The sequence below is a fragment of the Falsiroseomonas frigidaquae genome (assembly GCF_012163145.1).
Classification (GTDB): Bacteria; Pseudomonadota; Alphaproteobacteria; order Acetobacterales; family Acetobacteraceae; genus Falsiroseomonas; species Falsiroseomonas frigidaquae.
Window position 1 is genome coordinate 189,763 of the sequence record NZ_JAAVTX010000008.1, and the last position, 25,473, is coordinate 215,235.

27 protein-coding genes are annotated in these 25,473 nt (G+C 70.6%); 12 read left to right on the forward strand and 15 right to left on the reverse strand.

The window, feature by feature from the left end:
* Positions 1–7: 7 nt before the first annotated feature.
* On the reverse strand, positions 8–847 hold the full coding sequence (dapD, locus tag HB662_RS25820) for a 2,3,4,5-tetrahydropyridine-2,6-dicarboxylate N-succinyltransferase (protein ID WP_168054372.1): 840 nt from the start codon (positions 845–847) through the stop codon (positions 8–10).
* Positions 848–1,038: 191 nt separating this feature from the next.
* On the opposite strand from dapD, the gene HB662_RS25825 reads away from it, so the two are divergent.
* The 3 genes from HB662_RS25825 to pyp all read left to right on the forward strand — a co-directional run bounded on the left by HB662_RS25825 (position 1,039) and on the right by pyp (position 3,963).
* Positions 1,039–2,334 carry a diguanylate cyclase domain-containing protein gene (locus tag HB662_RS25825; RefSeq protein ID WP_168054374.1) on the forward strand — a complete coding sequence of 432 codons (1,296 nt, stop codon included), beginning with the start codon at positions 1,039–1,041 and terminating at the stop codon, positions 2,332–2,334.
* Positions 2,331–3,494, forward strand: a complete 1,164-nt coding sequence (locus tag HB662_RS30015; RefSeq protein ID WP_168054376.1) for a DUF2336 domain-containing protein — start codon at positions 2,331–2,333, stop codon at positions 3,492–3,494. The genes HB662_RS25825 and HB662_RS30015 overlap by 4 nt, the downstream gene beginning before the upstream one ends.
* A gap of 79 nt (positions 3,495–3,573) precedes the next feature.
* Positions 3,574–3,963 carry a photoactive yellow protein gene (gene pyp, locus HB662_RS25835; protein WP_209443478.1) on the forward strand — a complete coding sequence of 130 codons (390 nt, stop codon included), beginning with the start codon at positions 3,574–3,576 and terminating at the stop codon, positions 3,961–3,963.
* A 79-nt stretch (positions 3,964–4,042) separates the two neighbouring features.
* On the opposite strand, the gene argB is transcribed toward pyp, so the two are convergent.
* From argB to rpmH, 8 genes are all read right to left on the reverse strand, one after another.
* Positions 4,043–4,927, reverse strand: coding sequence for an acetylglutamate kinase (gene argB / locus HB662_RS25840; RefSeq protein ID WP_168054378.1), 885 nt, complete (start codon positions 4,925–4,927; stop codon positions 4,043–4,045).
* Between the two features lie 122 nt (positions 4,928–5,049).
* Positions 5,050–5,388: a hypothetical protein gene (locus tag HB662_RS25845; RefSeq protein ID WP_168054380.1), complete on the reverse strand. Its 339-nt coding sequence runs from the start codon at positions 5,386–5,388 to the stop codon at positions 5,050–5,052.
* Positions 5,389–5,483: 95 nt separating this feature from the next.
* A complete protein-coding gene (locus HB662_RS25850; RefSeq protein ID WP_168054382.1) occupies positions 5,484–5,966 on the reverse strand; it encodes a DUF1036 domain-containing protein in 483 nt (160 codons plus the stop codon).
* A 139-nt stretch (positions 5,967–6,105) separates the two neighbouring features.
* Positions 6,106–6,822 (reverse strand): ribosome biogenesis GTP-binding protein YihA/YsxC, encoded by a 717-nt coding sequence (gene yihA, locus HB662_RS25855; RefSeq protein WP_168054384.1) that lies wholly within the window; start codon positions 6,820–6,822, stop codon positions 6,106–6,108.
* Positions 6,819–8,732 carry a membrane protein insertase YidC gene (gene yidC / locus HB662_RS25860; RefSeq protein ID WP_168054386.1) on the reverse strand — a complete coding sequence of 638 codons (1,914 nt, stop codon included), beginning with the start codon at positions 8,730–8,732 and terminating at the stop codon, positions 6,819–6,821. Before yidC ends, yihA begins: the two co-directional genes overlap by 4 nt.
* 11 nt (positions 8,733–8,743) lie before the next feature.
* Positions 8,744–9,022 carry a membrane protein insertion efficiency factor YidD gene (gene yidD, locus HB662_RS25865; RefSeq protein WP_168054388.1) on the reverse strand — a complete coding sequence of 93 codons (279 nt, stop codon included), beginning with the start codon at positions 9,020–9,022 and terminating at the stop codon, positions 8,744–8,746.
* The gene (gene rnpA / locus HB662_RS25870; protein ID WP_168054390.1) at positions 9,019–9,432 is read right to left on the reverse strand and encodes a ribonuclease P protein component; all 414 of its coding nucleotides are present in this window, start codon (positions 9,430–9,432) and stop codon (positions 9,019–9,021) included. The genes yidD and rnpA overlap by 4 nt, the downstream gene beginning before the upstream one ends.
* Before the next feature lie 25 nt (positions 9,433–9,457).
* Positions 9,458–9,592 carry a 50S ribosomal protein L34 gene (rpmH, locus tag HB662_RS25875; RefSeq protein WP_168054392.1) on the reverse strand — a complete coding sequence of 45 codons (135 nt, stop codon included), beginning with the start codon at positions 9,590–9,592 and terminating at the stop codon, positions 9,458–9,460.
* A gap of 211 nt (positions 9,593–9,803) precedes the next feature.
* Between rpmH and HB662_RS25880 the strand changes: the two genes are divergently transcribed.
* The 5 genes from HB662_RS25880 to HB662_RS25900 all read left to right on the forward strand — a co-directional run bounded on the left by HB662_RS25880 (position 9,804) and on the right by HB662_RS25900 (position 14,436).
* The gene (locus tag HB662_RS25880; protein WP_209443479.1) at positions 9,804–11,258 is read left to right on the forward strand and encodes a dihydrolipoyl dehydrogenase family protein; all 1,455 of its coding nucleotides are present in this window, start codon (positions 9,804–9,806) and stop codon (positions 11,256–11,258) included.
* 92 nt (positions 11,259–11,350) lie between these two features.
* A complete protein-coding gene (locus HB662_RS25885) occupies positions 11,351–12,145 on the forward strand; it encodes a 3-hydroxybutyrate dehydrogenase (RefSeq protein WP_168054394.1) in 795 nt (264 codons plus the stop codon).
* Positions 12,146–12,341: 196 nt separating this feature from the next.
* Entirely contained in the window at positions 12,342–13,454 is a 1,113-nt protein-coding gene (locus HB662_RS25890) for a patatin-like phospholipase family protein (RefSeq protein WP_168054396.1), read from the forward strand.
* 114 nt (positions 13,455–13,568) lie between these two features.
* A complete protein-coding gene (locus HB662_RS25895) occupies positions 13,569–13,925 on the forward strand; it encodes a hypothetical protein (protein ID WP_168054398.1) in 357 nt (118 codons plus the stop codon).
* A gap of 112 nt (positions 13,926–14,037) precedes the next feature.
* Positions 14,038–14,436 (forward strand): hypothetical protein, encoded by a 399-nt coding sequence (locus HB662_RS25900; protein ID WP_168054400.1) that lies wholly within the window; start codon positions 14,038–14,040, stop codon positions 14,434–14,436.
* Here HB662_RS25900 and HB662_RS25905 read toward each other — a convergent pair.
* The 4 genes from HB662_RS25905 to HB662_RS25920 form a co-directional block, all read right to left on the reverse strand.
* Positions 14,415–14,864: a DUF3293 domain-containing protein gene (locus HB662_RS25905; RefSeq protein WP_168054402.1), complete on the reverse strand. Its 450-nt coding sequence runs from the start codon at positions 14,862–14,864 to the stop codon at positions 14,415–14,417. The two genes, HB662_RS25900 and HB662_RS25905, sit on opposite strands and share 22 nt — an antisense overlap.
* Positions 14,865–14,994: 130 nt before the next feature.
* Positions 14,995–16,176: a class I SAM-dependent rRNA methyltransferase gene (locus HB662_RS25910; protein WP_168054404.1), complete on the reverse strand. Its 1,182-nt coding sequence runs from the start codon at positions 16,174–16,176 to the stop codon at positions 14,995–14,997.
* 18 nt (positions 16,177–16,194) lie between these two features.
* A complete protein-coding gene (locus tag HB662_RS25915) occupies positions 16,195–17,043 on the reverse strand; it encodes a DMT family transporter (protein ID WP_209443480.1) in 849 nt (282 codons plus the stop codon).
* A 50-nt stretch (positions 17,044–17,093) separates the two neighbouring features.
* The gene (locus HB662_RS25920; RefSeq protein ID WP_168054408.1) at positions 17,094–17,876 is read right to left on the reverse strand and encodes an aldolase; all 783 of its coding nucleotides are present in this window, start codon (positions 17,874–17,876) and stop codon (positions 17,094–17,096) included.
* Positions 17,877–17,997: 121 nt separating this feature from the next.
* Here HB662_RS25920 and HB662_RS25925 point away from each other — a divergent pair, with 121 nt between their 5' ends.
* A complete protein-coding gene (locus HB662_RS25925) occupies positions 17,998–19,245 on the forward strand; it encodes a Zn-dependent hydrolase (RefSeq protein ID WP_168054410.1) in 1,248 nt (415 codons plus the stop codon).
* A gap of 213 nt (positions 19,246–19,458) precedes the next feature.
* Positions 19,459–20,862, forward strand: a complete 1,404-nt coding sequence (locus HB662_RS28910; protein ID WP_171970286.1) for a coiled-coil domain-containing protein — start codon at positions 19,459–19,461, stop codon at positions 20,860–20,862.
* A 77-nt stretch (positions 20,863–20,939) separates the two neighbouring features.
* On the opposite strand, the gene HB662_RS25935 is transcribed toward HB662_RS28910, so the two are convergent.
* Together HB662_RS25935 and HB662_RS25940 are read right to left on the reverse strand one after the other, a co-directional pair.
* On the reverse strand, positions 20,940–21,689 hold the full coding sequence (locus HB662_RS25935) for a VIT1/CCC1 transporter family protein (protein WP_168054412.1): 750 nt from the start codon (positions 21,687–21,689) through the stop codon (positions 20,940–20,942).
* A gap of 136 nt (positions 21,690–21,825) precedes the next feature.
* Positions 21,826–22,077 carry a DUF2171 domain-containing protein gene (locus HB662_RS25940; protein ID WP_168054414.1) on the reverse strand — a complete coding sequence of 84 codons (252 nt, stop codon included), beginning with the start codon at positions 22,075–22,077 and terminating at the stop codon, positions 21,826–21,828.
* Positions 22,078–22,446: 369 nt separating this feature from the next.
* Here HB662_RS25940 and tkt point away from each other — a divergent pair, with 369 nt between their 5' ends.
* Both tkt and gap read left to right on the forward strand, forming a co-directional pair.
* Positions 22,447–24,393 carry a transketolase gene (gene tkt / locus HB662_RS25945; RefSeq protein WP_216668033.1) on the forward strand — a complete coding sequence of 649 codons (1,947 nt, stop codon included), beginning with the start codon at positions 22,447–22,449 and terminating at the stop codon, positions 24,391–24,393.
* A gap of 33 nt (positions 24,394–24,426) precedes the next feature.
* Positions 24,427–25,446, forward strand: a complete 1,020-nt coding sequence (gap, locus tag HB662_RS25950) for a type I glyceraldehyde-3-phosphate dehydrogenase (RefSeq protein WP_168054418.1) — start codon at positions 24,427–24,429, stop codon at positions 25,444–25,446.
* The last annotated feature ends 27 nt before the right edge of the window (positions 25,447–25,473 follow it).

Consider the following 25,473-nt stretch of genomic DNA (forward strand, 5'->3'; position numbering starts at 1 on the left):
CCGGGGTCTAGTCCCGCAGCAATTCGTTGATCGAGGTCTTCGAGCGGGTCTGCGCATCCACCCGCTTCACGATCACGGCGCAGTACAGCGACGGCCCCGGCGAGCCATCCGGCAGCGGCTTGCCCGGCAGGCTGCCGGGGACCACCACGGAATAGGCCGGCACGCGGCCGATGAAGACCTCACCGGTCGCGCGGTCGATGATCTTGGTGGAGGCGCCGAGGAACACGCCCATGGACAGCACGCTGCCGCGCTCCACGATCACGCCCTCGGCCACTTCGGACCGGGCGCCGATGAAGCACTCATCCTCGATCACCACCGGGTTGGCCTGCAGCGGCTCCAGCACCCCGCCGATGCCGGCGCCGCCGGAGATGTGGCAGTTCTTGCCGATCTGGGCGCAGGACCCGACCGTCGCCCAGGTATCCACCATGGTGCCCGAATCGACATAGGCGCCGAGGTTCACGAAGGACGGCATCAGCACCACGCCCGGCGCGATATAGGCGGAACGCCGCACCACGGCGCCCGGCACGGCGCGGAAGCCGGCTTCCTTGAAGCGGTTGGCACCCCAATCGGCAAACTTCAGCGGCACCTTGTCATAGGCGCCGAGGCCCACATCCATCGGCGCGCTGTCGGTCAGGCGGAAGGACAGCAGCACGGCCTGCTTCAGCCACTGGTTGACGCTCCAGACGCCATTGGCGCCGGGCTGGGCGACGCGCGCCTGGCCGGAATCGAGCAGTTCCAGCGCGGCCTCCACCACCTGCCGGTCCTCGCCCTGGGTCTGGGCATTCAGCGTATCCCGCCGGTCCCACAGCGCCTCGATCTTGGCCTTCAGGGGCGTGGTCGTGTCCATGGTCTGCGGTGTGTCCTGGCTGGCCGTATGGCGGTTCTGCTTCGCGCCGGACCATGCATAGGCTGCCGCCGCGATGTCAACGCGCCCCGGCCGCCTCCGCGGCACACGCCCCGCCCGCTTCCGGGCGCCGCGTGCCCTTTGGCAGGCCGTCGCTAACCGCGCCTTCACCGGCGGCGCCTTAGCCTGCCGACATGGACGGACCGCCCCCGCTCTCGCCCCCACCGCCCAAGCTGCAGCCGCGCAGCGCAGGACCGGAACCGCTGGCCGCCGCGCTGATCGATAGCCGGGCCCGATGGCGCGACTTCGCGCTGCTCTCGGCAGACCTGCTGTTCGAGACGGACGCCGAGGGCCACTTCACCTTCCTGGCGCCCGAGACGGTGCTGGGCCACCCGGCGGAGGCGCTGATCGGCGCGCCGGCCGTGACCCTGTTTGCCGGCCCCGGCCCGGGCGTCTTCGGCATCGGCGCCTTCCGCCGCCAGCGCATGACCAAGGCCTGGCTGGATTGCGCCGATGGCAGCAAGGCCTGCCTGGAATTCACCCTGCTGCGGCATGGCGACGGGCTGCGCGGCTCGGCGCGGGACATCACCGCCGCGGAACGCCGGGGGGAAGTGGTGGCGCGCGCGCTGCGCCGGGCCAATGCGCTCGGCCGCCTGCTTCGGCTGGGCCAGCGACAGGGCAGCGCCGAGGCGGGGCTGACCGCCATGCTGGCGGCGCTGCCGGCCGCGCTGTCCTGCCAGGGCGCGGCGCTGCTGCTGCCGGAGGGCGCTGCCTGGCGGGTGGCGCATTACGTCAAGGACCAGCCGCCGCTGCACCTGCTGCCGCCGCCCCTCATCCAGGCACCCGGCAGCCAGGCCGCGCCGTCCCACCACGCCATGGCCGGCACCGAGGGCGGCCCCTGCCTGCTCGCCTGGCGCGAGCCGCAGGACCCGCCATTCGATTCGGATGACCGCGAATTGCTGGCCGCCCTGGCCCTGCCGATGGCGGCGCTGCGCGGCGAGATGCAGCGCCAGAAGGCGCTGACCGCCGCGGCGGATGGCGACCCGCTGACCGGCCTGCTGAACCGGCGCGGCTTCACCGCGGCGCTGGAGGAGCAGCTTCCGGGCGGCGGCGCGCTGGTGTTCCTCGACCTCGATGGGCTGAAGCCGCTGAACGATCGCCTGGGCCATGAGGCCGGGGATTCCGCGCTGCGCGCCATGGGCGCCCGGCTGCGCGCCGCCGCGGCGCGGGAGGATCTGGCCGCGCGGCTCGGCGGCGACGAATTCTGCCTGTGGCTGCACGGCGCCAGCCAGCTGGAGGCGGAATGCCGCATGGTCGGCATCGGTGCGCCCGGGCCGTTGCCGGACTGGCCGGAAGCCGGCCCCGCCGCCTTGCGGGCCAGCCTGGGCATTGCCATGGCACAGCCCGGCGAGCCGGTGGCCGACCTTCTGGCCCGCGCCGATGCCGCCATGTACGCCGCCAAGCGCGCCTCCGGGGACCGCCGGAAGTGACCGACAGCCCGGATGCCATCCACGCCGCACGGCACGGCGACGCGGCGGCGCGCACCGCGGTCGCGCGTGCGCCGAACGCCTCCCCGGAATTGCTGACCTTCCTGGCGGCGGACCCGGCGGCGCAGGTCCGCCAGGCGGTCGCCGCCCATGCCTCGACTCCGCCCGCGGTGGCGCGGCTGCTGGCGGCCGATGCGGATGCCGAAGTGCGCCGGGTGCTGGCCGGCCGCATCGCCGCCCTGGCACCGGAGCTGGACAGCAAGACGCGCAGCCGCATGGCGCGGCTTTCCGCCGGCACGCTGGCGCTGCTGGTGGAGGATGCGGCGGTGGAGGTGCGTGCCGCCATCGCCGCCGCGGTGCGGGAGATGCCGGACGCACCGCGGGAGCTGATCCTGCGCCTGGCGCGCGACACGGCGATGCCGGTGGCGGAACCGGTGATCCGCCTGTCGCCCCTGCTGACCGAGGCGGACCTGCTGGCACTGATCGCCGCCCCGCCGGTGCCCGCCACCCGCCGCGCCGTCGCCCGCCGCCCGGCGCTGAGCGAGACGGTCTCGGACGCCATCGCGCACACCACGGACACGCCGGCCGTCGCCGCCCTGCTGGCCAACCCCTCCGCCGCGATCCGGGAGGCGACGCTGGACCAGATCGTGGCCGGCGCAGGCAACCGGCCGAGCTGGCAGGCGGCCCTGGTGCGGCGCGCGCAGCTTCCGGCGCCGGCCGCTCGGGCGCTGGGGGAAATCGTGACCGACCACCTGCTGAGCGTGCTGGCGGCCCGCACCGACCTGCCGCAGGGCCTGGCCGCCGCCCTCCGCACCCGGGTCACCGCGCATCTGGCGGTGGAGGACGACGCCCAGGATGCGGAGGCCGAGCTGCTCGCCGCGGCCCAGGCCGGCGACCGGGACCTGCTGCTGTCCCGCCTGGCGGAGGCGGCCGGGGTCAGCCATGCACGGGTGGAGGCCGCACTGGCGCTGCGGAGCGGCCGCGCCATCGCCGGGCTGTGCCACAGCGCCGGCTGGTCCGCGCCCCTGGCGGCGGAAGTGCAGGCGGTGCTGGGCGGCCTCAGCCCGGCCGAGGTGGTTCACCCGACCGTCGAGGGAAGCTGGGCGCTGGGCGAGGCGGAGCTGCTCTGGCAGGCGGAACTGCTGGAAGGCCTGCCGGCCTGATGGCCTTCAGCGGCGGTTAATCCCGTTCTGCGAGGTTGTCCCGGCCGGGATGTGCCCGGTCGCGACAGGGAGTTCCGCAATGGACGGCATGATGGGTACCGTGGCCTTTGGCCGCGAGGACATGGAGAATGTGCTGGCGAAGATGTCCGCCGCACAGATCGAGAAGCTGGCCTTCGGCGCGGTGGAACTGGACCGCGAGGGCAAGATCCTGACCTACAATGCCGCCGAAGGCGCCATCACCGGGCGCGACCCGAAGGCCGCGATCGGCAAGAACTTCTTCACCGACATCGCCCCCTGCACCAACAAGCCCGCCTTCAAGGGCGTGTTCGACAAGGGCGTGGCCTCGGGCAAGCTGAACGCGATGCTCGAATACACCTTCGACTACAACATGAAGCCGACGAAGGTGAAGGTGCACATGAAGAAGGCGATCTCCACCGAAAGCTACTGGGTCTTCGTGAAGCGGCTCTGATACCGGATCCCGCGGAACAGTAGCCGGCGCGCGCCCCAGGGCGCGACAGCCGGCACGCGCCCTGGGGCGCGACGCCAATTCAGGCGCGGATCAAGGTTCCGGCGCCCTGCCCGGTGAACAGTTCCAGCAGCACGGCGTGCGGCACGCGGCCATCCACAATGACCGCACCCTTCACGCCGCGCTCCACCGCATAGATGCAGGTCTCCACCTTCGGGATCATGCCGCCGGAGATCCAGCCGGCGTCGATGCCGGCCTTGACCTCGGCCACCGTCATCTCCGGGATCAACTGCCCGTCCGGGCCGAGCACCCCGCGCACATCGGTCAGCATCAGCAGGCGCTCGGCGCCCAGCGCCCCGGCGATGGCACCCGCCACTGTATCGGCGTTGATGTTGTAGGTCTGGCCATCGGCGCCGACGCCGACGGGCGCCACCACGGGGACTATGTCCGCGCCGATCAGCAGCTTCAGCACGCGCGGGTCCACATGCTCCGGCTCACCCACGAAGCCGAGATCCATCACCTTCTCGATATGGCTGTCCGGGTCGCGGTAGGTGCGGGTCAGCTTGCGCGCCTGGATCAGCCCGCCATCCTTGCCGGAAATGCCCACGGCAATGGCCCCGGCGCGGGTGATGGCGGAGGCGACCTGCTTGTTGACCGGGCCGGCCAGGACCATCTCGACCACGTCGAGCATTTCCTCATCCGTCACCCGCAGGCCCTGGACGAAGTTGGACTTCACGCCGAGGCGCTTGAGCATGGCGTTGATCTGCGGCCCGCCGCCATGCACCACCACTGGGTTCACGCCCACCTGCTCCAGCAGCGCGATGTCGCGGCCGAAGCGGAGCGCCGTCTCCTCCTCCCCCATCGCGTGGCCGCCATACTTCACCACCACGATCTGGTCGTCGTAGCGCTTCAGGAAGGGCAGTGCGCCGGCGAGGATCGCCATCTGGTCGAGCGCGTCGTCGGTCATGGCAGCGTCCCCGGTCCGCTCCGGGCCTTCCGCCGCGGGCGGCGCGGTTTGCAGCCAATGGAAGGCAGGGTCAAGCCCGGCCGGCCACAGCCGGCCGGGGAATGATGTTCTGCGCCGGGTGTTCAGCGCGCCTCGATGCCGCGGCGCGTCGCGATGATCTCGGAAGCTTCACAGATGTTCACCCGCATCACCTCCGCCGTCTCGCCATTCGCCCAGACCACCTTGAAGTCATAGGCGCCGCCGCGGCCGCCGGGGGTGAAGTTCATCTGCCGCCCGGCCGGCAGCACGTTCTCTCCCAGCCGATCGCGGCCCCAGTTGGAATTGGCGGAGGGACCGAAATAGAACTCGTTCACCTGCGTCCCGGAATTGTTGCGCAGGGTGAAGCGGGTGTCGCACTGCGCGGCCGCGGGTGCGGCGGCGGCCGCCATCAGCACGGCAGCGAGAGCCAGGCGTCGAAGCATCGGAGATCCTTGGGTGAGGTGCCGCGTCGCCGCGAGGCGCGGCGACACGTGGCCGAGCTTAGGCCCGGAACCTCACCAAACCCTTGCAGGCGAGGTCAGCCTTTCGGCGCCCCGCTGCCCCCGCGGCCCCCGCCCGTGGCGGGCGCGCCGCTGCAGCTGAGGCGCACCTGAAGCCGGCCGCGCACCACGGTGGGCGTGGCCCGGCGCAGCCGGTAGGCCACGCCACCCAGCCGCGCCGAATTGCGGCCATCACCCTCCCACGTCACCGCGCCATCCAGCGTCTCGGCGTAGTAGTACAGCCGGTGGTTGGACAGATGCTGGATGCGACGGCCGCGGGTGGTGAGCGCCCGGGGCCGCTCCATCGGGTCGAGCCGCCACCAGCCGCGCGACTGCCACCGGCGGGCCTGCTCCGCGTGACGAACCAGCAGGCGGACCGGCCGGTTGCAAGAATTCTGGAACCAGACATCACGCCGGATTTCGGTCTGCGCATGCACAGATCTTGGCACCGCAAGTAGAATTCCGCTCAAACCTGTCGCGGCCAATACAACACCAAGCATGGATGCGCGCCGAAAATCCAATTTTCCGTTCCTCGCCGAGATAGTTGTCTCAGGCTGCATATCCGGAACAGGTTCGTCAACAAAAACGGCCCGGCACTCACGTGCCGAGCCGTCCCTGCATTGTCTTGCTTGGAATCCGTCAACGAGGCGCGACGGCGATTCAGCCCGCCAGCGTTGCCAGTTCCGCACGCAGCTCGGGAATGCCCTGGCCGGTCTCGCTGCTGGTGATCAGCACCAGGGGATGCGCGGCCGTGCGCTTCTTCACGATCGCCTCGATCTCGGTGATGCGCTTCTCGAGCTGCGCCTTCTTCACGTCATCGGCCTTGGTGATGACGATCTGGAAGGCAACCGCCGCATCGGACAGCAGGTCGAGCGCGGCGCGGTCGGCCGGCTTGGTCTCGACCCGCGCATCCATCAGCAGCAGCACCCGGCGCAGCACCGGGCGGCCGCGCAGGAAGTCGAACATCAGACCCTGCCAGTCGGCCTTCAGCGTCTTGGCGGCCTTGGCATAGCCATAGCCGGGCATGTCCACCAGGGTCAGCCGGCCCTCGTCGCAGGTGAAGAAGTTGAGCTGCCGCGTACGCCCCGGCGTGACCGAGACCCGCGCCAGGGCCTTCTGCCCGGTCAGCGCGTTCAGCAGCGAGGATTTGCCGACATTCGAGCGGCCACAGAAGGCCACCTCCGGCGCGCCCATCGGCGGTAGCTGGTTGATGGCCTGGGAGGCATAGAAGAAGGTGCAGGGGCGTGCGAACAGCAGGCGCCCGGCCTCGATCAGGCCGGCGCGCTGCTCGTCATTCACCGCCTCCGCCAGGCCGCCGGCGGGAAGCTCCACCGGATGCGGGCCGGGTGATTGAGGGCCGGGGCTCGGCGTGCTCATCCCTTCTTGCCCTTGGCCACGGGCTTGGCGATCGCGGCCGGCTTGGGCGGCGGCGGGGCGGCCGGGCCACGGGACTGGCGCTTCTTGTCCATCTTCATGATCCAGTACTGCTGGGCGATGGAGAGCAGGTTGTTCCAGGTCCAGTAGATCACCAGGCCGGCCGGGAAGCTGGCCAGCATGAAGGTGAAGATCAGCGGCATCCAGGCAAAGATCTTGGCCTGGATCGGGTCCGGCGGCGTCGGGTTCAGCTTGAACTGCAGGAACATCGTGATGCCCATCGCGATGGCCCAGGCCGGCATGTGCAAGAAGCTGGAAAGCTGCGTCGGGTCCCAGGGGATGACCCCGAACAGGTTGAACAGGTTTGTCGGATCCGGCGCCGAAAGGTCCTGGATCCAGCCGAAGAAGGGCGCGTGCCGCATCTCGATGGTGACGAACAGCACCTTGTACAGCGCGAAGAAGACCGGGATCTGCAGCAGGATGGGCAGGCAGCCCGATGCCGGGTTCACCTTTTCCGACCGGTACAGCGCCATCATCTCCGCCTGCGCCTTGGCGGGGTCGTCCTTGTAGCGCTCCCGCACCTCCGTCATCTTCGGCGCCAGCACCTTCATGCGGGCCATGGAGGTGTAGGCCTTGCTGGCGAGCGGGAAGAAGGCCGCCTTCAGCGCCAGCGTGAAGATCAGGATGGCGACGCCGAAATTGCCGAAGATGCCGAACAGCCAGTCGATCGCGTAGAAGAACGGCTTGGTGATCCAGTAGAACCAGCCGAAGTCGATCGCCTTGTCGAAGCCCTCGATGTTCAGGTTGTCGGCATAGCCATCCAGCAGGCGCACTTCCTTGGCGCCGGCGAACAGCCGCGTGGCCAGCCCGGCCTCGGCCCCGGCGGCGACGCTCTGCACGGCCGGCGGCGCCATGTCGATCTGCCAGCGGTCCTGGCCGCCCTCGGCCGAGTGGCGATAGGCGGCGCGGATCTGCGTGCCCTGGTCCATCGGCGTCAGCGCGGTCAGCCAGTACTTGTCGGTGAAGCCGATCCAGCCGCCGGTGCTTTCCTGCTCCATCGCCGGGCCGCGGCGCTTCTCGGCCTCGGATTTCGCGTCGCTGTAGGTCCACTCGGTCAGGCGCTCGCCGAGCACGCCGGTGAAGCCCTCATGCAGGATGAAGAAGCCGGCGGTGCGTGGCGTACGCTCACGCCGCACCCGGGCCCAGGGCAGCACCTGCACCGGCTCGGCGCCGCTGTTGCGGACGCTCTGCTCGGCGGTGAGCATGAAGTCCTCGTCGATGCCGAGGCGGATGGTGAATTCCTGGCCCTGGCCATTGTCCCAGCGCAGCGTCACCGGGGTGGTGGGCGTCAGGTTGGTGCCGTCCGCGGTCCAGTCGGTCTCCGGCCCCGGAACGGGCGTGCGGCCATCGGCGGCGGTCCAGCCCCATTGGGCGAAATACGGGTTGGCATCGCTGCGCGGCGCCAGCAGGCGGACCAGCGGGCTGTCCGGCTGCACCGTCTCCCGGTAGCCGCGCAGGATGGCGTCATCCAGCCGCGCGCCACGCAGGCTGATGCTGCCCTGCAGGCGCGGATTCTCGATGCGGATGCGCTGCTCCGGCGGCAGGCCGGGGGTCGCGGCGGCGACAGTGGCGCCCGGCGTGGCGCCCGGCGTGGCGCCCGGTGTCGTACCCGGGGCAGCCCCCGGCTGGGCCAGCGGCGCTCCGCCAGCGGAGGGCACTGGCACCGGCGCCTGGGCAAGCGGCACGCCCGGGGTGGTGGCGGGAACGCCCGGGGTGGCGGCGGCCGGCACCTGGGCGGCGATTTCCGCCTGGCGGCGCTGTTCCGCTTCCCGCGCCGGGCGGTTCCACAGATCGAACAACAACAGGATGCCGACCGACAGGGCGATGGCGGCGAGGAGACGCTTCTGGTCCATGACGGCCTGATTCAGCCTTTCGTCGGTCGCGGAGCGGCAGAATCAACCGCCCCCGAGACGTTCGGGAAATTGAGGGGCACCGGGTCGTAGCCACCCGGATGCCACGGGTTGCAGCGCAATACACGGCGCGCGGTCAACCAGCCACCTCGCAGCGCGCCGTGCTCGGCCACCGCTTCCATCCCGTATTCGCTGCAATGGGGGTAGAATCGGCAATTGCAGCCGATGATCGGCCGCAGGGTCAGCTGGTAGGTGCGAATCGCACCGCGCAGCAGATGCTGCTGCGGGGTCATGATGGCTCCGTCGGCGGCAGGTCGCCGGCCGGTTGTTCCTTCGGCGCCAAAACGGCGTGCTGTTCCTTCGGCGGCAGAACGCCGCCTTGGCGCAGCGCGCCGCGCAGGTCGCCCAGAAGGGTGGCGAAGTCGCGCCGGGCGGTGGCGTCCCGCCCGATCATCACCAGGTCGAAGCCGGCCGGGGCATCCTGGCCCAGCAGCAGGCGCGCCGCCTCCCGCAACCTGCGTTTGGCGCGGTTGCGGATGACGGCGTTGCCGACCTTCTTGGTAACGGTGAAGCCGACCCGGAGCGGTCCGTCCGTGCCCTTCAGGACCTGGACCACCACCCCCGGCCGCGCCGCGCGCAGGCCGCGGGAAGCCACGAGCTTGAACTCACGGCGCAGCTTCAGACGGGGCGGGCGCGCCGGCATGACACAAGGTTGGCCCGCCGCGATCTCAGGCGGAGAGCTTCTTGCGGCCCTTGGACCGGCGATTCGCCAGCACATTGCGCCCGCCGACCGTCGCCGTGCGAGCACGGAAGCCATGGCGGCGCTTCCGGACGAGCTTCGAGGGCTGATAAGTACGCTTCACGACACACTCCCGCGGGCTCCGGCCCCAGGCGGTCCAGGGGGATCTCCCTGGCCATCCATGCGCCGGCTGGTATCTAGAGGAAATGCCGGCGGCCGCCCCACATAACAAGGGCCACCCCGGCGAGGCCGGACGTATAGGGAAGCGCCACCCCTGCCGTCAACCGCGCGGATCGGGCATGAGGGGCGCCACATGCCTCGAACATGGAGCGATGATGCCCGATTTCGATCCGCCTGACTTCGATGTGGTGGTGATCGGTGCCGGTGCCGCCGGCCTCTCCGTCGCCGCCTTCTCCGCGGGCCTCGGCCTCAAGGTGGCGCTGGTGGAGCGCGGGCGGATGGGTGGCGACTGCCTGAACTACGGCTGCGTGCCGTCGAAGGCCCTGCTGGCCGCCGCCCATGCCGCCGCCGCCGCCCGCCGCGCCCACCGATTCGGCGTGCGCCTGCCGGAACCCGAGATCGACTGGGCCGCGCTGCGCGCACATGTGCAGGGCGCCATTGCCCATATCGCCCCCATCGACTCGGAAGCCCGCTTCCGCGGCATGGGTGTGGAGGTGGTTCGCGCCTCGGCGCATTTCGTGGCGTCGGACATGATCGAGGCCGGCGGCCGCCGCATGACCTTCCGCCGCTGCGTCATCGCCGCCGGCAGCCAAGCGATCGTGCCGGACATCCCGGGACTCGGCCCGGTGCCCTGGCTGACCAATGAGACGATCTTCGACCTGGAGGACCCGCCGGGCCACCTGATCATCCTCGGCGGTGGCCCGATCGGGCTGGAGATGGCGCAGGCGCATGCGCGACTCGGCTGCCTGGTGACCGTCATCGAGGCCGGGCGCATCGCCGGGCGGGACGACCCGGAGCTCGCCGATGGCCTGCGCCGTGCCCTGCTGCGGGATGGCGTGACGCTGCTGGAGGGCGCCAGGCTCGCCCGCGTCACCTCCGACCGCCCGGCGGAGGGCGGGCCGGGGCTGGTGGCGCATCTGGAGGATGGCCGGCAGATCGGCGGCACCCACCTGCTGCTGGCGGTGGGCCGCACGCCGCGGCTGGCCGGGCTCGACCTGGTGGCCGGTGGGGTGGAGGCAACGAAGCGCGGCATCGCGACGGATGCCGGGCTGCGCTCCACGACCAACCGCCGGGTCTGGGCGGTGGGCGACATCGCCGATCCCGCCGGCATCGGCCCGCGCGCCTTCACCCACGTGGCATCCCAGCATGCCGGCATCCTGGCGCGGCGCATGCTGTTCCGTCTGCCGGCCAAGGTGAACTACGCCGCCCTGCCCCGCGTGACCTACACCGACCCGGAACTGGCCCAGATCGGCCTGACGGAGGATGAGGCGCGGGAGGCGGGGCACGAGGTCACCATCCTGCGCTTCCCGGTGGCCGAGACCGACCGCGCGGTGGCGGAGGGGATCGAGGAAGGGCTGGTGAAGCTGGTGGTGACGCCCAAGGGCCGGCTGCTCGGCGCCGGCATCCTGGCGCCGCATGCCGGCGAGATGGCCGGCACCTTCGCCCTGATGATCGGCCGCAAGCTGCCGCTGTCCGCCCTCGCCGGGCTGGTGCTGCCCTACCCGACACTGGCGGAGGCCGCGAAGCGGGCGGCGGGGGATTTCTACGCGCCGAAGCTGATGTCGCCGCTGGTGAAGCGCGTCGTCGGCTGGCTCAAACGGCTTCCCTGACCGGAGGCTATCGGAGCCGGAGGCTCGTCTTTTCGGCCAGATTGCGCAAGGCTCGGCAACAAGATGCTGCAATGCAGAATGAGGGCGCCAACATGACGAAGAAGCTGGAGGGCCGGGTGGCCCTCGTGACGGGTTCCACCTCCGGCATCGGGCTGGCCATCGCGCTGGGTTTCGCCCGCGAAGGCGCGCGGGTGATGCTGAACGGCTTCGGCAGCCCGGACGACATCGCCAAGGCGCGCGCCGCGGTGGGCGAGGCGATGGGCATGGCGGAAGCGCCCTACTCCCCCGCCGACATGTCGAAGCCGGAGGAGATCCGCGGCATGGTCGCGGCCTGCCAGGCCGAACTCGGCGCCTGCGACATCCTGGTGAACAATGCCGGCATCCAGTTCGTCTCGCCGGTGGAGGAATTTCCGGACGACAAGTTCGACCGGATCATCGCCATCAACTTCACCTCCAACTTCCACGCCATCAAGGCGGCGCTGCCGGGGATGAAGGCGCGGGGCTTCGGGCGCATCGTCAATGTCGCCTCCGCGCACGGGCTGGTCGCCAGCCCGTTCAAGACCGCCTATGTGGCCGCAAAGCATGCGGTGGTCGGGCTGACCAAGTCAGTGGCGCTGGAAGTGGCGCGCGGTCCGGTCACCTGCAACGCCATCTGCCCCGGCTTCGTCCGCACCCCGCTTGCCGAGGCCCAGGTGAAGCCGCTGGCGGAGAAGCATGGCGTCTCCGAGGATAAGGCGCTGACCGATTTCCTGCTCGACCGCCAGCCGACCAAGCGGTGGGTGGAGGTGGAGGAGGTTGCGGAGATGGCGCTTTTCCTCTGCGGCCCGAACAGCGGCAGCATCAACGGGACCGCGCTGTCGATCGATGGCGGCTGGACGGCGCAGTAATGTTCAGGCCCTCGGTTGTCGTGCCGGAGGCACGCCTGCGGCGTGACTGGCGCGGCCTCCGGCCGCTTGCCTTCGCGCCCTGCACCGTTTCGCAAGGGCGGCAGGTCATGCTGGGCGCGGGCCGCATCCGCGGCCGCGGCCCGCTGAACTGCGCGGCCCGCCAGCACCCGGTGGGCATTCAACTGATTGAGGCCGCATGATCGAGAACGAGTTCCGCGCCGAGGCGGCCGATACGCTTGGCGCCGCCGGGGCCATACCCGGCCCCACCCCGCGCGCCACCCGCGCCGCGCCGACCTCGCACCGCATCAACCTGGCGCTGCAGGGCGGGGGCACGCATGGCGCCTTCACCTGGGGGGTGCTGGAGCGCCTGCTGGAGGATGAGCGGCTGGAATTCGAGGCGGTCTCCGGCACCTCCGCCGGGGCGATGAACGCCGCGATCTTCGTCCAGGGCCTGTGCGAAGGCGGCCGCGACGGTGCCCGCCGGGCGCTCGACCGCTTCTGGCGCAACGCCGCCGGGCGGATGGCGAACAGCCCGTTGCAGAACACGCCGCTGGAGAAGGCGATCTGGGGCCACGACCTGACCTGGTCCTTCGCCTACCAGGCCTTCGAGACGCTGACCCGCGTCATGTCCCCCTACCAGCTCAACCCGACCTCCTACGAGTTCAACCCGCTGCGCCAGGTGCTGGAGGAGGAGATCAAGCCGGACATCCTGCGCCACGGCAAAGGGCCGAAGCTGTTCATCTCCGCCACCTCCGTCCGCACCGGCAAGCCGCGGGTCTTCGCGCGGGAGGAGGTGACGGTGGACACGCTGCTCGCCTCCGCCTGCCTGCCGCAATTCTTCAAGGCGGTGGAGATCGACGGCGAGCCGTTCTGGGATGGCGGCTACCTCGGCAACCCGGCGCTCTGGCCGCTGTATGAACAGGGCGGGCCGCCGGACATCGTGCTGGTTCAGCTCAACCCCATCGTGCGGGACGAGCTGCCGACGCGGCCGACCGAGATCGTCAACCGGCTGAACGAGATCAGCTTCAACGCGTCCCTGATGGCGGAAATGCGCGCCATCGACTTCGTGCAGCGGCTGCTGGAGGCCGGGCGGCTGGAGCAGCCGCGCTACCGCAAGCTGTTCGTCCACTGCATCGAGGACGAGGCGCGGATGCGGGACTTCAAGCTCAGCACCAAGCTGAACGGGGACTGGGAGTTCCTGATGACGCTGAAGCGCTATGGGCGCGAGGCCGCCGGGCTGTGGCTGGAGACTCATTCCCACAAGTTGGGCCGCGAGAGCAGCGTGGACATCCGCGAGCGCTTTCTCTGAATTCAACCATATGGCGAATATTCTCTGGTAAATTTACCGTTATTTGGTAGATTTCTCTGGCGGGGCAGGCCCGTGCGATCCGCGCGGAACCGCGCAACGGCGCCGGAGAACACCATGAGACCGCTGCCGCTTCCGGAATGCCTCGGCGTTCTGCACGACGCTCCGCCGCCGGCGCCCGCAAACGATACGGCGCCCCCGCCGGGGCCCGAGACCATCATCTGGCGCCAGGGCGATGGCGAGGACACGGTGATCGGCGGCGGCGGCGGCGACACGCTCTGCATTGCCGCCAGCGACCTCACCCTGCCGCTTCTCCTGCTGGCGATCGAGGTGGATGATGGCGGTCCCGCGCCCAGCCTGCATGGCGGCTGGATCGACATCGCCGGCATCAAGGGCCGCCTGGTGCTCGGCTCGGAGTGCCTCTGCTTCCAGGCGATGGAGCGGCTGATCCTGCAGCCGCCCGCGGCCGGATAGGCCGCGGCCCAGGCATCGGCTGCGCCTATCGGCCTGAGAGGGTCTTCGGATTGGAGGCGCGGCGCCCGGACGGGCTTGATCTGTTCAGCGAAACAAAGCTGGAGATCAGGCAGTGAACGATACCGCGCCGGGCCATGGACGCTGGGACCTCGACTACCTCATGCCGGAAATGCCGGCGCAGGGTCGCTGGCGCGGCGGCCCCGTGAACCACCGGCTGCGATCGGGGAACGAGACCCTGATCTGGCATCCGGGCGATGGCAGCCGGGTGATCACGCTGCAGGATGGCGTCCGCACGCTACGGCTGGAGGATACCGACCGGACCCTGGAACAGGTGCTGGCCGCCATCCGGCCGGAGCCGAATTCCGCCGGCAAGCCCCGGCTGCTGCTGGGCGAGATCAGCGTGGCTGGGGTGCGCGGCACGGTGGCACTGGGGGAAGAACAGATCCGCTTCGCCGGGCTGCACCGCATCGTCATCGGCGGCTACAGCGCCTATCCGGCCCGCGGCGGCTGAACCGCCAGGCGCAGCCGGGCCGGCTGGCGGGGCGCGACGGTGACGATGGCCCATTGCCGGAAGCGCCGCGCCAGCACCGCCAGGCGGCGCGGGTCGCCTTCCAGAAGCAGGTGGTGCTCGGCCCAACCTCCGGCCTTGCCGAAGCCCTCCGCCAGCACGAGGCCGCGTGCCGCCTGGCGCAGGGCGTGCTGCATGCGGCGGTTCCAGCCGGGCGGCATGCGGCGGCTGAGCGGGTTCCAGGCTGTGACGAAGCCGGCCTGGCGCACGCCATGCCGCGCCAGCAGCGCATCCACCGCCGGGCTGCGCCGGCCGATCCGCGCCACGGCGCCGGTAGCCCCATGGCCGGTAGCCCCATGGCCGGTAGCCCCATGGCCGGCGGCCTCATAGGCCGTGGCCCGGAAGGCGCGCAGCGGCGGCATCCGGCTCATGCCAGATCCCGGTGATCGTGACCCATCACCGCCTCAACCGCCGGCTTGGCTACGCGCCACTTGGCGCGGCGGCCCTTCGGCCGCTCGTCCGCCTTCGAGGGGCGCAGCTTCCCATCAACGGGATCTGGTATCACGTCAGGTGCAGCAACAGGCCCTTGAGATAGGCGCTCTCCGGCAGGCCGGGATGCACCGGATGGTCCGGCCCGGCGCCGACCGTGGCCAGCAGCCGCGCCTCCCGCCTCGCCTTGTGCACGCCCCAGCCCACCGCATCGGTGAAATCGCCCGGCGAGACGTGGTGGGAGCAGGAGGCGATGAACAGGATGCCGTCCTTCGCCACCAGCCCCGCCGCCAGCCGCGCCAGCTTGCCATAGCCGCGCAAAGCCGCCGGCTGGTCCTTGCGGGTCTTGGCGAAGGCGGGCGGGTCCGCCACCACCACGTCGAACTTCCGGGCGCTGGCGGCCATCTTTTCCAGATGTTCCAGCGCCTCCGCCTTCAGCGGCGTGACGCGGTCGGCGAAGCCGGCGAGGCGCGCGGCCTGCATGGCGTGGTCCAGCGCGTGCTCGCTGCGGTCCAGCAGCGTGACCTTCGCCGCGCCGGCCGCCGCCGCGGCCAGGCCGAAGCCACCGGTGTGGCAGAAGGCGTCCAGCATGGACCGGCCGCGGCAAAGGCGGGCGACCATGGCGCGGTTGGCGCGCTGGTCGAAGAACCAGCCGGTCTTCTGCCCACCCAACAGGTCCACGGGGAAGCTGAGCCCGGATTCCTCGACCGTCGCCGTGCCCTCCCCCTGCAAGGCCGTGACCGATTCGGCCAGGCCTTCCAGCTTGCGGACGGCGCTGTCGTTGCGGGCGACCACCAGGCGCGGGGCGAACAGGGCGTTCAGCGCAGCCAGGATGTGGGGCGTCGCGGCATCCATCCCGGCCGTATTGGCCTGGATCGCCACCGCATCGCCGTAGCGGTCGATCACCAGGCCAGGCAGGCCGTCGGCCTCGGCATGCACCAGCCGGTAGAAGGGCGCGTCGAACAGGCGTTCCCGCAGCGCCAGGCAGGCGGCCAGCCGCCGCTGGTACCAGGCGGCGTCGATGGTGGCGGCCGGGTCGGCATCCAGCCGGCGCGCGGCGATCAGGCTGTGCGGGTTGAAGTGCCACACGCCATGCTTCACCCCGTCATCGCCTTCCAGCCGCACCGGGGTGCCGGGCGGGATGGCGCGCAGCGCGGGGGTCATGGCGATCTCGTTGGAGAAGGCCCAGGGGTGGCCCATCTTCACGCGGCGGTCGCCGCCGGGGGCGAGGCGGATCAGCGGATGCTCGGTCATGCCCGGGCTATGGCCCGATCAGCCGCGGATCGCCAGTACGACTCCACCGATGGTCATGGACAGCGCCACCACCTCCCGCACCCCCAGCGTCTCGCCGAGGAACAGGGCGGCGGCGGCCACGCCGATGACAGGAGTCAGCAGGGTACCGGAAGCGGCGGCCTCCGCCGGCAGGCGACGCAGGGCTGCGAACCAGGCGAGGTAGCACAGGCCGAGCGGCCCGATGCCGCCATACAGCATCACGGCCCAGCTTGAGGCCGACAGCGCCCCGAAGTCCGGCCTTTCGACAGCCAGCGCACCGAACAGCAGCGGCACGCAGCCCAGGGTGAGCTGCCAGGCGGCCGACGCCGTGGGCGGCAGCGCCATCGGCCAACGCTTGGTCACAACGGTGCCGAGCGAGAACAACACGGCGGCCGACAGCGCCACGGCCACACCCGGCAGCTTGGCCAAGCCGAGATCCACCCCGGAGCCCAGCACCAGCACCAGCAGGCCGCCGAGCCCGAGTGCCAGGGCCGCCAGCCGCATCCGGCTAGGCGGGTCGCCCAGGATGATCCAGGCGAAGATCGAGGCCCAGACCGGCATGGTGTAGCAGACGATGGTGGCCTCCCCTGCCGCCAGCCACAGCAGGGAAAAGGCGGCGAGGCCCATCCAGGCCGTGACGTTCAGCAGGCTGGCCAGCACAAGCCGCGGCCACAACACGCGGGGCACCGCCAGCGATTCGCCCTTCCAGCGCGCGATGCCGAACAGCATCGAGATGCCGATGGCGGCGCAGGCCAGGCGCATGGAAAACGGCGGCAGTTCCGCCAGCAGCAGCTTCATGGCCGGCCAGTTCAGGCCCCAGCCGACCACGGTGACCAGCAGCAGCGCCAAGCCACGTGGGTCCAGCGCTGGCTTGCGAGCCAATCCAGCCGCGGCCTGGGTCAATCGAGGTAGTCCGGCTCCTCCTTCGCCAGGCGGCGCTTGATGCTCTCCAGGTGGAGCACCGCGCTCTCGCGGTCGCCGAGGCGCATCTGGTCGTAGGTCCTCTGCGCCATCTCCGGCGGTACCGGCTTCAGCGGGCGGCCGGTGGACAGCGCAAGGCGCTGCGCCTCCGCCGCGCGTTCCAGGTAGTACAGGTCGTCCCAGGCCTCCGCGGCGCTGGCGCCGACCACCATCACGCCGTGGTTCTTCATGAAGACGATGTCGGCATCGCCGATGGAAGCCGCGATGCGGTCACCCTCCCGCTCATCCAGCGCCAGGCCGTTATAGTGCTCGTCCACCACGGTGCGGCCGTAGAATTTCAGCGCGGATTGCCCGGCCCAGGCCAGCGGCGGGCCTTCCAGCATGGCCAGCGCCGTCGCGTTCGGCATGTGGGTGTGGAAGGCGGCCTTGGCACGCGGCAGGTTCTTGTGGACCCGTGCATGGATGTAGAAGGCAGTCGCCTCCGGCACGCCTTCGCCGGCCACCACATTGCCCTCGAAATCGCAGACCAGCAGGCGGGAGGCGGTGATCTCGGCGAAGGCCCAGCCATAGGGGTTCACCAGGAACAGATCGTCCCTGCCCGGCACGACCAGGGAGAAGTGGTTGCAGATGCCCTCATGCATGCCGAGGCGGGCGGCCATGCGGAGGGTGGCGGCGAGATCGACCCGCGCGGCGCGCACCGCATCGGCATCGAGTTCCGAGTTGCGGAGGATGGCGGGGGCAGCGTTCAGCGCATGCGCCATATCGGGGGCCTTTCCACGTGACCCCTGATGATTCGCAGCACCGCCGCCCGGCCGCAAGCCCGCGATCTGGCCAATCACGGCAATCCGGGCCAGATCAGGTGCAATACGAAAGGGCGGCAGGATGAGCGGCACCAACCAGCGGATCGACGGCAGGCGGTTGTGGGACAGCCTGATGGCCATGGCGCGGCACGGCGCAACGCCGAAGGGCGGCGTGCGGCGGCTGACGCTGACCGATATCGACAAGGCGGCGCGGGATGATTTCCGCACCCAATGTGAGGCGCTGGGCCTGACGGTGCGCGTGGATGCCATCGGCAACATGTTCGCAAGGCGGGAGGGCCGTGACCCGTCCCGCCCGCCCGTGCTGTTCGGCAGCCACCTGGACAGCCAGCCCTCGGGCGGGAAGTACGATGGCGCGCTCGGCGTGATGGCGGGGATGGAGGTGATGCGCACGCTGCATGACCTCGGCATCACCACGGAGGCGCCGCTGGAGCTGGTGAACTGGACCGATGAGGAAGGCAGCCGCTTCGGCCTGTCGCTGATGGGCAGCGGCACCTGGGCGGGTATCTATCCGCTGGAGCGCAGCTACGCGCTGGCGGACCAGCAGGGCGTCACGGTGGAGCAGGCGCTGCGCGACATCGGCTACCAGGGGGACCAGCCGGCCGCCCCCTTCCCGGCCGATGCCTATTTCGAGCTGCATATCGAGCAGGGGCCGATCCTGGAGAAGGAGGGAAAGCGCATCGGCATCGTCACCGGCGCGCAGGCGCAGGTCTGGTGGGATGCCCGCATCACCGGCCAGGACGCCCATGCCGGCACCACGCCGCCCTCCACCCGGCGCGACGCGCTGGTGGCGGCGGCGCAGGTGATCTCCCTGGTGGACGGGCTGATGCGCGACCGCGGCGAGGATGGCCGCGGCACGGTGGGCTTCCTGAAGGTGGAGCCCAACAGCCGCAACGTGATCCCCGGCGAGGTGAGTTTCTCCATCGAGTTCCGCCACCCGGACAGCGCCGACATCGCCGCCCTGGCGCGCGACTTCCCGCCGATGGCGAGCGCGGTGGTGAAGGAGACGGGCTGCACGCTCGAACTCACCCAGGTGCTGCACTACGACGCGCAGCCCTTCGATGCCGATTGCGTGGCCCTGGTGGAGCAGGCGGCGCAGCGGCTCGGCCACAAGGCGCGGCGCATCGTCTCCGGCGCCGGGCATGATGCGGTCTATGTGGCCCGGCGGATGCCGGCGGCGATGATTTTCACGCCCTGCAAGGATGGCCTCAGCCACAACGAGGCGGAAAGCATCGAGCCCGAGGAGGCCGAGGCCGGCTGCCAGGTGCTGTTCGAGGCGGTGGTGGCGCGGGCCAACCGGGCATTGCGGTAGGGGCGCGGGCGGGCGGCGCGGCGAGGCAAGCGAGCACGCCGCGACCTTCTTTCCGATGCGAATGCGGCGCATGCGCATCTTGCGCAACGGCTCACGATGCTCATGCTGACGCCCCGTAGTTCACCCCATGCCTCGCAACTTTCACGTGATTGGGACGCTTCGCGCGGGGCATGTCCCGAGCCTCAACCTCATTTGACGGAGCAGCAGCGCATCATGAACCCGACAACCTGGCCACGCCCGGCCCAGATCACCGCCGGACTCCTGCTGCTGTTCGGCGTGATCGGCTGGATCACCGTCATCACTGTCAGCGGTGACGCACGGGAGGCGCAGGAACTGGCCGCGCGGACCGAGACGCAGCGCGCCGGGCTTGAATCCACCCTCGCCACGGAACGCGCCGCCAGCGGCGCCCTGCCCGCCATCGAGGCGCGGGCGCAGGCCGCCGAGCAGGCGCGCCAGGCGGCGGAGCAGCGTGCGCGACAACTGACGACCGAGGCCGATGCGGCGCAACAGCGCCTGGCGCAGCTTCGCACACAGGCCGAGGCAGGCCAGCAGGCCCAGCAGCAGGCCGAGCAGGCCGCCCAGGCCGCCCGGCAGGCGCGCGACGCCGCGGCGCAGGAAGCCGAGACGCTCCGCACCCGCACATCCGAGGCGCAGGAGCAGCTCCGGCAGGCCGAAACGCGTCTGACCGAGCTTCGCAGCGGCATCGAGACGGCCCAGACAGAGCAGGCACGCGCCGCCGAAAGCCGCGATTCCACGGCGGAAGCGCTGCGCAGCCTGGAAGGCCGCTCGGCTGAGCTGAACGCCGGCGTGCGGAGCGCCGAGCAGCGCCTGGCAGAACTGACCAGCGAGGCCGGCCGGGCGCAGGAGGAACTGACCGGCCGCCGTGCCGAGATCGCCGGCACCGAGCAGCGGCTGCGCGCCCTGCGGGACCAGGCGGCGCTGCTGGAGAACGACCTGACCGCCCGCCGATCCGCCCTGGCGGAAGTGCAGACGCAATTGGAACAGGCCACCCAGGGCGCCGAGCAGGCGGCCAGCCGGCTGTCCTCGACCCAGGAGGGTATTGCGCAGGCAACCCGGCAGGTCGGCGAATTGCAGCAGCGCATCGCCACGCTGCGGAACGAGGCGACCGCGGCCGAGGCAGAGCGTGACCAGCGCCGGCAGGCGTCCCAGCGCGCCGAGGCGGAGGTTGAGCGGCTGAACCAGGCGCGCCAGACGGCGGAGCGCGAGGCGCAGCAGGCGCAGACGCGGCTTTCCGAAGTCACCGCGGAACTGCGCGCCACCGAACAGCGCCTGTCCGGCCTGACCGCGAATGTCGAGGCGCAGACCAACCGCCTGGCGGAGCTGCGGCAGTCCTCGGAGCAGGCTGGTACGGCCCTGGCGGAGCGGCAGCGCGCCGCGGCGGAAGCGGCGCGGCAGGCGACCGAGCTGACCGAGCAGTCGCGCCAGGCCCAGGCGACGCTGACCCGCCTGCGCGAAACCATCGCCCAGCAGCAGCAGCAGCAGCAGCAGCAGCAGCAGCAGCAGCAGCAGCAGCAGCAGCAGCAGCAGAACCAGCAGAACCAGCAACAGCCGGTTCAGCAGCAGGGCCAGCAGCCGCAGGCCCAGCCGACCAACTGACAGGCTTTGACAGGCTGTGGAAAAGCCCTCTCCACCCGACGGGGGAGAGGGATTTCAAGGCGAATTTCCGCAGCCTGTTAAGCCAGCGCGGCGGCCAGGCTCCAGGCCGCCGCGGCAGCGGCACCGCCCAGCGCAACGGCCTGGACGGCGCCACGCAGCGGCGGCAGGCCCTCCGACCGCGCCTTCAGCCAGCCGAGCCCGACGAGGGCTGCCGCGGTCAGCGCGGCGGACCAGCCCAGTGCGGCGCCGGGTGCCGCCAGCGCATGGGGCAACACCGGCAGCAGGCCCGCCACCACCTGTGCCACCGCCAGGATCGTGGCGGAGCGGGCGGCGCGGCCGGGATCGGGCTCCGACAGGTCCAGTTCGAAGCGCATCATGAAATCCACCCAGCGCCGGCGATCGCTGGCGATCGCCTCCACCGCCTGGCGCAGCAGCTGCCCGCGCACGCCATAGCGATGCAGGATGGCGGCGACCTCCCACCGTTCCCGGTCCGGGTAGAGGTGGCTTTCCTCCTCCTCCCGCACCCGCTCCGCCTGATAGCGTGCCGCGGCGTCGCGAGCGGCCAGTGCATGGCCGAGTCCGGCCGAGGCGGCGCCGGCGGCGGCGGCGGCGAGTCCGGCAAGAATGGTCTGGGATGGCGCGGCGCCGAGCCCGGCCATCGCCGCGGTTACGGCGAAGGGCAGCACCAGCCCCTGCGCCGCGCCGGCCACGACCTCGCGGACCGGGGCGACGGCGGCGAAGTGCAGCTCCTCATGCGGCGGGCCGGGCGGCATGGGTGGCAGGCCGTCGCGGGTCGGCTCCAGGGTGGGGGCATTTGCGGTCTGCATGGTCGGCACCCTACGCCGCCCAGCCCCCTGAAGTCACGCGCCGAGAAACCTCGGCGCAGCCGCAAGACCTTGTGATTAAACGATAAACTGGGAATGAGACGCATCCTCATCAGGATCGTCCCATCCCCGGTCGAGGCTAGGCCTGGCCGCTCATGATCGCGCGGTTGCGCGCCTGGTCGGCCGGCATGTTGAGGCGCACCTGCTGCCCCTCCACCGCGGCGATCAGGCTGACCGGCAGGAAGTGATGGTGCTTGCGGGTCCCGTCCGGGTCATCCAGCCGGGTGAGCTTGATGCGGTCGCCCTCCAGCGCATCGACGGTGCCGACATGCCCGCCATCGCTGCCGACCACTTCCATATGTTCCTCGACGCGCGCTGCCTGGTCGCTCATCCGGGTTCTCCTGATCATTGTGTCAGGTCTGCATAACGACCGGATGGGCGCCGGGATGCGCCGCGGCGGCGACCGTTCCGCCCGCCGGCTGAAGCCGGCCAGGCGCCCCCGCCGGCTGAAGCCGGCTAAGCGCCCCCCGCCGGCCAAGCCGGCAGAACGCCCCCCCCAACCGGGGCGGGCAACCCAGCCCCGCCACAGGCGCGGTACCGGATCGGGTTGTCGCAGGCGCGGCCGATGTCTATAGGCTGGGCCGTCCGGAGTATCCCCTTGGCCACCACCGAACCTGATACCCAACCTCGCGCAGAGCCCACCCCCGCCCAGGCGGCCCAGGCGCTGTTGCTTGCCCGTCCCGCCAGCGAGGATCGGCGCATGGCCGATGCCATTCGCGCGCTGGCGATCGATGCGGTCGAGCAGGCCAAATCCGGCCACCCCGGCATGCCGATGGGCATGGCCGATGTGGCGACGGTGCTGTTCACGCGCTTCCTGAAATACGATGCCGCCGACCCGCGCTGGCCCGACCGCGACCGCTTCGTGCTGTCCGCCGGCCATGGGTCCATGCTGCTATACGCGCTGCTGCACCTGACCGGGCAGGAGGGGATGTCCATCGAGGACATCAAGCGCTTCCGCCAGTTGCATTCCCCCGCCGCCGGCCATCCGGAATTCGGCGAGCATCCGGGCATCGAGACCACCACCGGCCCGCTCGGCCAGGGCATCGCCACCGCGGTCGGCATGGCGCTGGCGGAACGCATGCTGGCGGCGCGCTTCGGCAAGTCCCTAGTGGACCACCGCACCTGGGTCATCGCCTCCGACGGCGACCTGATGGAGGGCATCAGCCACGAGGCCGCCTCCTTCGCCGGGCACATGAAGCTGGAACGGCTTTGCGTGCTGTATGACGACAACAATATCTCGATCGACGGCGACACCTCGATCTCGCTTTCGGACGACGCGCTGCGCCGGTTCCAGTCCTATGGCTGGGCGACCCGCCGGGTCGACGGGCATGACCATGAGCAGGTCGCCGCGGCGATGGCCTGGGCGATGCGGAACCGCAAGCCCACCCTGATCGCCTGCCGCACCATCATCGGCTTCACCTCACCCAACAAGGCTGGCACCGCCGCCAGCCACGGCGCCCCGCTGGGCAAGGCGGAGGCGGATGCCGCCAAGGCCGCGATGGGCTGGAACCACGGACCCTTCGAGGTGCCGGAAGGCCTGAAGGCGCGTTGGGAGGAAGCCGGCCGTCGCGGCGCCGGCACCCGCCGGTCCTGGCTGAAGCGCCTGGCCAACCACGCGCAGAAGGACGAGTTCGACCGCGCCATCTCCGGCCGCCTGCCGGAATCCTGGCACGAGAAGCTGGCGGAGCTGCGCGCGAAGCACGCCGAGGAACGCCCGAAGATCGCCACCCGCATCGCCAGCCAGCGCGCGCTGGAAGCCCTGGTGCCGGCGGTGCCCGAGATGGTGGGCGGCTCGGCCGACCTGACCGGGTCGAACAACACCAACGTCAAGGGCATCCCCTCCGTCTCGCCCGGCAACTATGCCGGCCGCTACATCCATTACGGCGTGCGCGAGCATGCGATGGCCGCCGCAATGAACGGCATGGCGCTGCATGGCGGGCTGATCCCCTATTCCGGCACCTTCCTGGTCTTCGCCGACTATCTGCGCCCGGCGCTGCGCTTGGCGGCGCTGATGCGCCAGCGCGTCATCCATGTGCTGACGCATGACAGCATCGGCCTGGGCGAGGACGGCCCGACGCACCAGCCGGTGGAGACGCTGGCCTCGCTGCGCGTCATCCCGAACCTGGCGGTGTTCCGCCCGGCGGATGCGATGGAGACGGCGGAGTGCTGGGAACTGGCGGTGAAGCGGGCCGATGGCCCCTCCGTGCTGGCCCTGTCGCGGCAGAACCTGCCGGCACTGCGGTCGGATTCGGGCGAGAATCGCTGCGCCCGCGGCGGCTACGTGCTGGCCGAAAGCTCCGGCCCCCGCCGCGCCACGCTGATCGCGACCGGATCCGAGGTGCACCTCGCCATCGCCGCCCGCACCGCGCTGGAGGCGGAAGGGATCCCGACCGCCGTGGTGTCCCTGCCCTGCTGGGAAATCTTCGCGCTGCAGGATGAGGGCTACCGGAACCAGGTGCTCGGCGACGTGTTGCGGGTGGGGATCGAGGCGGCGCTGTCCTTCGGCTGGGACCGCTGGCTGGGGCCGGACGGCATCTTCATCGGCATGCAGGGCTTCGGCGCCAGCGCGCCGGCCGAGGAACTGTACCGCCATTTCGGAATCACGGCGGAAGCCACCGTCGCGGCGGTAAAGAAGCGCCTCGGCTGAACTGAGATTGCTGACACAAGGGGATAGACGACCATGACGGTGAAGGTTGCCATCAACGGCTTCGGGCGCATCGGCCGCCTCGTGCTGCGCGCCGCATGCGAAGCGGGCCGCCAGGACCTGGAATTCGTCACCATCAACGATCTCGGCAGCGTCGAGGCGAATGCCCACCTGTTCCGCTACGACAGCGTGCATGGCCGCTTCCCCGGCGAGGTGATTGTCGAGGGCGACACCATCACCATCAAGAACGCCGGCAAGACCTGGGGCCCGATCAAGATCACCGCCGAGCGTGATCCGTCCAAGCTGCCGCTCGCCGGCATCGATGTCGCGATGGAATGCACCGGCATCTTCACCAGCAAGGAGAAGGCCTCCATGCTGCTGGCCGCCGGCGCCCGCAAGGTCGTCATCTCGGCGCCGGGCGACAATGCGGATGCGACCATCGTCTATGGCGTGAACCATCAGATCCTGACCAAGGACATGACGGTGATCTCCAACGCGTCCTGCACCACCAACTGCCTGGCGCCGGTGGCCAAGGTGCTGCACGACAATTTCGGCATCGTGCGCGGCTACATGGTGACCATCCACGCCTATACCGGCGACCAGAACACCGTCGACACGCTGCACAAGGACCTGCACCGCGCGCGTGCGGCCGCCGTCTCCGCCATCCCGACCAGCACGGGTGCCGCCAAGGCCGTCGGCCTGGTGATGCCGGAGCTGAAGGGCAAGCTGGACGGCACCGCCATCCGCATCCCGACGCCGAACGTGTCCCTCGTCTCGCTCGACTTCGTGCCGAAGAAGGAAGGCATCACGAAGGAGGAGATCAACGCGGTGATGAAGGCGGCCTCCGAATCCGGGCCGCTGAAGGGCATCCTCGGCTACAACACCGCGCCGCTGGTCTCCATCGACTTCAACCACGACCCGCACAGCTCCACCTTCGATGCGACGCAGACGCAGGTGGTGGACGGCGCGCTGGTGCGCGTGATGTCCTGGTACGACAATGAGTGGGGCTTCTCGAACCGCATGTCGGACACCGCGGCGCTGTTCGGCAGCCTCTGATACTGCGATCGCCCCCCGGCGCCTTCC